Here is a 5,571-nt window from a genome sequence, read left to right as displayed (position 1 = left end):
CTGGCTGCGGTGGGGGGTTGTCTGGGGTGTCTCGCCCCCGGTACTGGCCACCTTGGCCTCGGGCCCGCCGCCGGGGGGGGGGGGCCCCGGCGGGGGGCGGGTCCCCCCCCCCGCCCGGTCATGCGAAGGAGGAGGTGGAGACGGTGGAGCGCAAGCGGTTCGGGGAGCAGCCCCGGAGCGCGAAGGGGATCAGCAGCTCAGGTTCGAGCCGGGGGTGACACCCAGGATCGAGGTGAACGACTGGTACGAGTTGATGCGGCTCTGGACCTGGGCGGGGTTACCGCCGTTGCACTCGATGGAGCCGTTGATGGAGCGGATGGTCTCGCCGAACCCGGCGCCGTTGACCATGGCGTTGTGCGGGGTCATCGTGCCCGGGCCGCTCTGGGTGTTCCAGTACCAGAGGGCGGTCTTCCAGGCGACGGCCGCGTCCGTCTGGACGAGGTTGGGGTTGGACAGCAGGTTGATGCCCAGGGCGTCGCCGGCGGCCTTGTAGTTGAAGTTCCAGCTCAGCTGGATCGGGCCGCGGCCGTAGTACGCGGACTGGCCCGCCGGGCATCCGTAGGACTGCGAGGTGTCGCAGTAGTGCGAGTAGTTGGCCGTGTTCTGCTCGACCACGTACACCAGCCCGCCGGTCTCGTGGTTGACGTTGGCGAGGAAGGCAGCCGCCTCCTGGCGCTTGACCGTGTCACTGCCCGTGTTGGCGAAGCCCGGGTAGGCGCTCAGAGCGGCGGTCAGCCCGGAGTACGTGTAGAAGGAGTTCCGGCTCGGGAACATCTGGTTGAACTGCGACTCACTGACGACGAAGCCGGAGGTGCCCGGCGTGCCGGGGTCGGTGGTGCCGCCCGTGCCACAGGTGCCGGCGTCGGACCAGACATCGGTGGTGCCGGGAATCTCGTTCTGCGTCCACCACTTGGCGGTCCAGTTGTGCCCGCCTCGGGAGGCCGAGTCGCCACCCCAGTAGACGGACGAGGAGTTCCAGGCGGGGGCACAGGTCGCCGCGGAGGCCGTACCTGCGGGAAGGACGACGACTGTTGCCGCTACGGCCGCCGCTGCGGCGAGAAGTCCCATGACGCGTCGGAACACGTGATCACTCCTTCGGTGCGACGCTGCGTCCGGACTTCTGACCGTTCCGGAGGTGCGCCGTCTTGTGGGGGTGCGGACACTCAAGCGAGAATGGTCTGGACCTGTCAAGGTCTGGACCAAGCTTCATTCCTTCTTCACCAGGACTCCCCGGGCCGGATCAGCGACCCGCCGAACGCCCCGCACCCTTTCCCAACAGGCCCTAGACGCGCAGGCGTTGAACGCGACGCCCCATTGGGCAGTGATCCATGCCACCAACGGATCCGGAACTGCTCCACCCCCGCCGGACCCCCTTCGCCGCAAGTCAGTTCGAGGGAGCGATCGGCTCCGAAGCTCGAGCACGCGAGCGGATTCCCGTGGACGCGGAGCATTCCCGGCAGATTCCGCTTCGGCCATCGGGGCGCGGGACCGCGCTGCTCGGCCGACCTGTGTGCGAGTATCCCGGACGTGGACCCGCTGACTCCTCAAGATCCTCCTCGTGTGGGCCCGTTCCGGCTGCTAGGGCGCCTCGGCACGGGAGGTATGGGGCGCGTCTATCTCGCCCGCTCGGAGAGCGGGCGGACCGTGGCGGTGAAGGTCGTGCACGCCCAGTTCGCGGTGGTGGACGAGTTCCGGATCCGGTTCGCCCGGGAGGTCGCCGCGCTGGAACGCGTCGGCGACGCCGGCACCGCTCCGGTCATCGCGGCGGACACGGAAGCCGCCCTGCCCTGGGTGGCCATCGCGTACGTACCAGGCCCCTCGCTCCGTACCGTCGTGGGCGACCGGCGTCCGCGACGGGACAAGCCCGCACGGGATCAGCATGTCCGGGACCGGAACGTGTGGGACCAGCGTGCACCGCACGGACTCGCCCCGCACGGACTCGCCCCGGACGGACTCACCCCGGACCGACTCACCCAGGACGGACTCACGCGGGACGAGCACGCACAGGACGGCGGGCAGTTCCTGGACGGCGCCGGGCGCAGCAGCGAAGGCAAGGCGGGCGTAAGGCCGTTGCCCGTGGCCTCCGTGCGCTTCCTGGCCGCCGGGCTCGGGCGGGCACTGATCCACATTCACGCGGCGGGCCTCGTCCACCGCGATCTGAAGCCGTCCAACATCCTGCTCACCGTGGACGGCCCCCGCATCATCGACTTCGGTGTCGCCCGTGCCGTGGAGACGGTCACGGACGGCGGCCTGACCAGCACCGGCGCGGTGATCGGCTCCCCGGGCTTCATGTCGCCCGAACAGGTACGGGGCGAGAAGGTCACCGCCGCCTCGGACATCTTCTGCGTCGGTGCGGTCCTCGCGTACGCGGCGACCGGGGTGCAGCCCTTCGGAGCATCCGACAGCGGGGTGCACGCGATCATGTTCCGGATCGCGAACGACGAGCCGGACCTGACCGCGCTGCCCGCCGAGCTCGTCCCGCTGGTGCGGTCCTGTCTGGACCGGGACCCGGACCGCCGCCCCACCGCCGAAGCTCTGGCCCGGTCGGCTCCGCCCCGGCGGGACGGACAGCCCGAGGCCTGGCTGCCACCCGAACTCCTGGCCGTACTCGGTTCCCAGGCGGCCCGACTGCTGGACGCGGACACGCCCACCCCCGAGAGCGTCGACCCGACGCCCACCCCACCCGACGACCCGGCGACTCCCCGGGCAACGCCCCGGCCGTCTCCCTCGGCACCAGGCCCGGAAGCGCACCCCGTGTCCGCCACCCACGCCCCCGGGAACGGCCGTCCCCGAAGGCGTTCCGCGCTGGTCGCCGCCTGCGCGGTCACCGGACTCCTCGGCGCGGGCCTGGCCCTCCAGCACCAGTCCGCGGGCGGGTTCGGCAGCTTGGGCGGACTCGTCGGACCCGGCGAATCCGCCGACCTCGCGAAGGACACCGACAACAGCGACCCCGACAACAGCGACCCCGACAGCGGCGACACCCGCGACAACTACGGCGGCAACGGCCCCCGCCCCCGTGGAAACTCCGGCCCCGGAGACATCCCCGAGGTCTACCTCGGAGCCTGGGAGGGCGTGCTCAGGGGCGCCGGGAACACCCCGTACGAGACCGGCCGGATCGAGATCGAGCAGGGCACCAGAGGCCACCGGACCGCCGCCTACGTCCAGGTCTTCGGCGAACGCCTCTGCACGGGCCGGTCCGTCCTCGTCGGTGCCGACGAGGAACGCATCGTCTTCGACGAGAGCGACGTGACCACCGGCATCCCCGCGGGCCGGTGCACCCCGGTCGGCCGTCAGACGCTGACCGTGCGCTCGCCCGACGTCATGGAGTGGGCGTCCGGGGCGGTCCACGCGACCTTCCGTCGCGCCGCGAGCGGCCCCCGCGCCGTCCCGGCCACCTTCCTCGGGCACTGGAAGCGCGCCCCCGAACAGGGCCCCCGGCCCAGGCGTCCGTACCAGTACGACCTGACCGTCACACAGGGGCCGGTGGGCGCATCGCTCGTCCGGTACGTGTCAAGAACTCCCAAGCTGGACTTCGACACCGGGCTGCCGGCCCCCGACCCCGTCGACTGCGCGAGCACCGCCGTCGTCGGTGGCGTGGGCGGCCTGCTGATCGCCGGGCCGGACACGCTCGCGCCGGTGGACCGCTCCGACCCCGACTGCTTCTCCGACGGCTCGCGGTACCTGCGGGTCGACACCTACCAGGGTCGCGAACGCCTGCTGGTGCACGGCATGAGCGCGGTCGGCGAGGACGACGAACCCGGCGAGTACTACAGAGCCTTCTGACCTCCCGCGAGCTCCGCCGATCCGCCCCCCAGGCGACCGCACGTGGAGCCGGAGCGGACTGAACGGACCTCCCTCGGGGACCAGTTGAACAAGAGGCGAACACCGGCCGACAACACTCCCTCCGCACCACCGTCCCCGCTCTCCCGCTCGTACGGTGGGCCGCCCAAGGGCGCGCCGGTGCGCGCCCCGTCCGGTACGCACGAGGGAGTGCGAGGCAGCCGTGAGTTGGTTCAGCGCCGAGAACATCGTGGCCGTCGCGACCGCCGCGGTCGGCGTGCTGGTCTCCGTGGGGGTGATCTGGTACGAGCGACGCGTCCCGGCCCAGCGCCGCATCGGGTACCGGGTCCAGATGGACACCCCGATCGGCAGCGGCGTCAACGTCCGGCTGGGGCTCTTCGACGAGACCCCCGACATGTCGGACGCCACCCTCGTCCTGCTGCGCATCGAGAACGACGGCTCACAGTCCATCTCCCGCGACGACTACACCGGCATCGACCGGCACGGTCTGACCGTGGAGTTCGGCGACCGGACGGTGCGCGGAATAGCCGTCACCCAGCCCGTCGAGTCCGGCCATCTGATGGAGCACTTCACCCCGGCCGCCGGGATGCGTCAGGAGGGCGGTCTCATCCGGCTGCCGCGCGTGCCCCTCAACCGCCACCAGCACTTCAAGCTCCTCGTGCTGCTCACCGGCGGCGAAGTGGGCAGCCCGATCCGGATCGTGGGCGGCATCCGGGACGGGGACGTACGGGTCAACAGCGCGGCCCGCCCCGACGAGAAGCCGCCGGTTTTCAGCCGGGCGGCACGGTTCATCACCGTGGCTCTGACCATCGGGGTCGTCACGCTCTCCTCGATCATCCTGGCGCTCGACCGCACCCCGCCGCCGGTCGAATGCGCCAAGGGCTCCCTGCGGGTGGCGGGATCCACCGCCTTCCAGCCGGCCGTGACCGAACTGGCGCGGCTGTACACGCAGGCGTGCGAGGGATCCTCGATCGACGTGGACATGCACGGCAGCGACGCCGGGGTCCGGCTCCTCGCCGAACGCGGCGCCTCCCCCGCCACGGTCGTCTTCTCCGACGACCCGAAACCCGGCGGCTACCCGCGACTGAGCGAGAACAGCAGGGTCGCCGTGGTGCTGTTCTCCCTCGTCGTCAACGACAAGGTGCGCACGAAGGATCTGTCGCTCGACGACGTGCGTCGGATCTACCGGGGCGAGATCCGGAACTGGAACCACTTCCCCGGCAACCCCGACCTGGAGATCCGGCTCGTCAGCCGGGACGCGAACTCGGGCACCCGGGTGGCTCTCCAGCGCCGGGTGCTGGACGGCAACGAGCCCATCCCCACGTCCTCCCGCGACTGCCGAACCTCCGACGACCCGAAGGTGCTGGTCACCCGGTGCGAACTGGGCAGCACCGACGAGGTGCTGCGCACGGTCGGGTCCGTCGACGGGGCGATCGGCTACAGCGAACTGCGCACCGGGGCGGCCGCGCCGAAGGGGCTGCACCGCGTCACCATCGACGGCAAGGAACCGTCCCCCGGGAAGATCACGACGAACGGCTACCCGTACTGGGTGGTCGAGTACGCGTACACGTACCAGGAACCGGCCGCCGACTCGCTCGCTGCCCGCTTCCTCGACTACGTGAACAGCCACGACCAGCAGGCCCTGCGCAACCACGGCCACCTGCCCTGCTCGGCCCCGCGGGCGTACCCGCTCTGCGGGGACGGCCCCTGACGGTCACCGCCGGGACCGGGACCGGGAAGCGGAACGGCCGCGGGCCGGGACACGGAAGG

Annotated in this window: 3 protein-coding genes; 2 read left to right on the top strand and 1 reads right to left on the bottom strand. The window is 71.3% G+C overall.

The window, feature by feature from the left end:
- Positions 1 to 189 precede the first annotated feature (189 nt).
- Positions 190 to 1,083: a glycoside hydrolase family 19 protein gene (locus ACFWEP_RS30780; RefSeq protein ID WP_387374996.1), complete on the bottom strand. Its 894-nt coding sequence runs from the start codon at positions 1,081 to 1,083 to the stop codon at positions 190 to 192.
- Between the two features lie 492 nt (positions 1,084 to 1,575).
- Between ACFWEP_RS30780 and ACFWEP_RS30775 the strand changes: the two genes are divergently transcribed.
- Positions 1,576 to 3,783 carry a serine/threonine-protein kinase gene (locus ACFWEP_RS30775; RefSeq protein ID WP_387374998.1) on the top strand — a complete coding sequence of 736 codons (2,208 nt, stop codon included), beginning with the start codon at positions 1,576 to 1,578 and terminating at the stop codon, positions 3,781 to 3,783.
- A 220-nt stretch (positions 3,784 to 4,003) separates the two neighbouring features.
- Positions 4,004 to 5,512 carry a PstS family phosphate ABC transporter substrate-binding protein gene (locus tag ACFWEP_RS30770; protein WP_387374994.1) on the top strand — a complete coding sequence of 503 codons (1,509 nt, stop codon included), beginning with the start codon at positions 4,004 to 4,006 and terminating at the stop codon, positions 5,510 to 5,512.
- Positions 5,513 to 5,571: the final 59 nt, after the last annotated feature.

Source organism: Streptomyces sp. NPDC060198, from assembly GCF_042728415.1.
Classification (GTDB): Bacteria; Actinomycetota; Actinomycetes; order Streptomycetales; family Streptomycetaceae; genus Streptomyces.
Note: the sequence above shows the minus strand (reverse complement) of the source record. Positions and strands in the feature narration are given on the sequence as shown.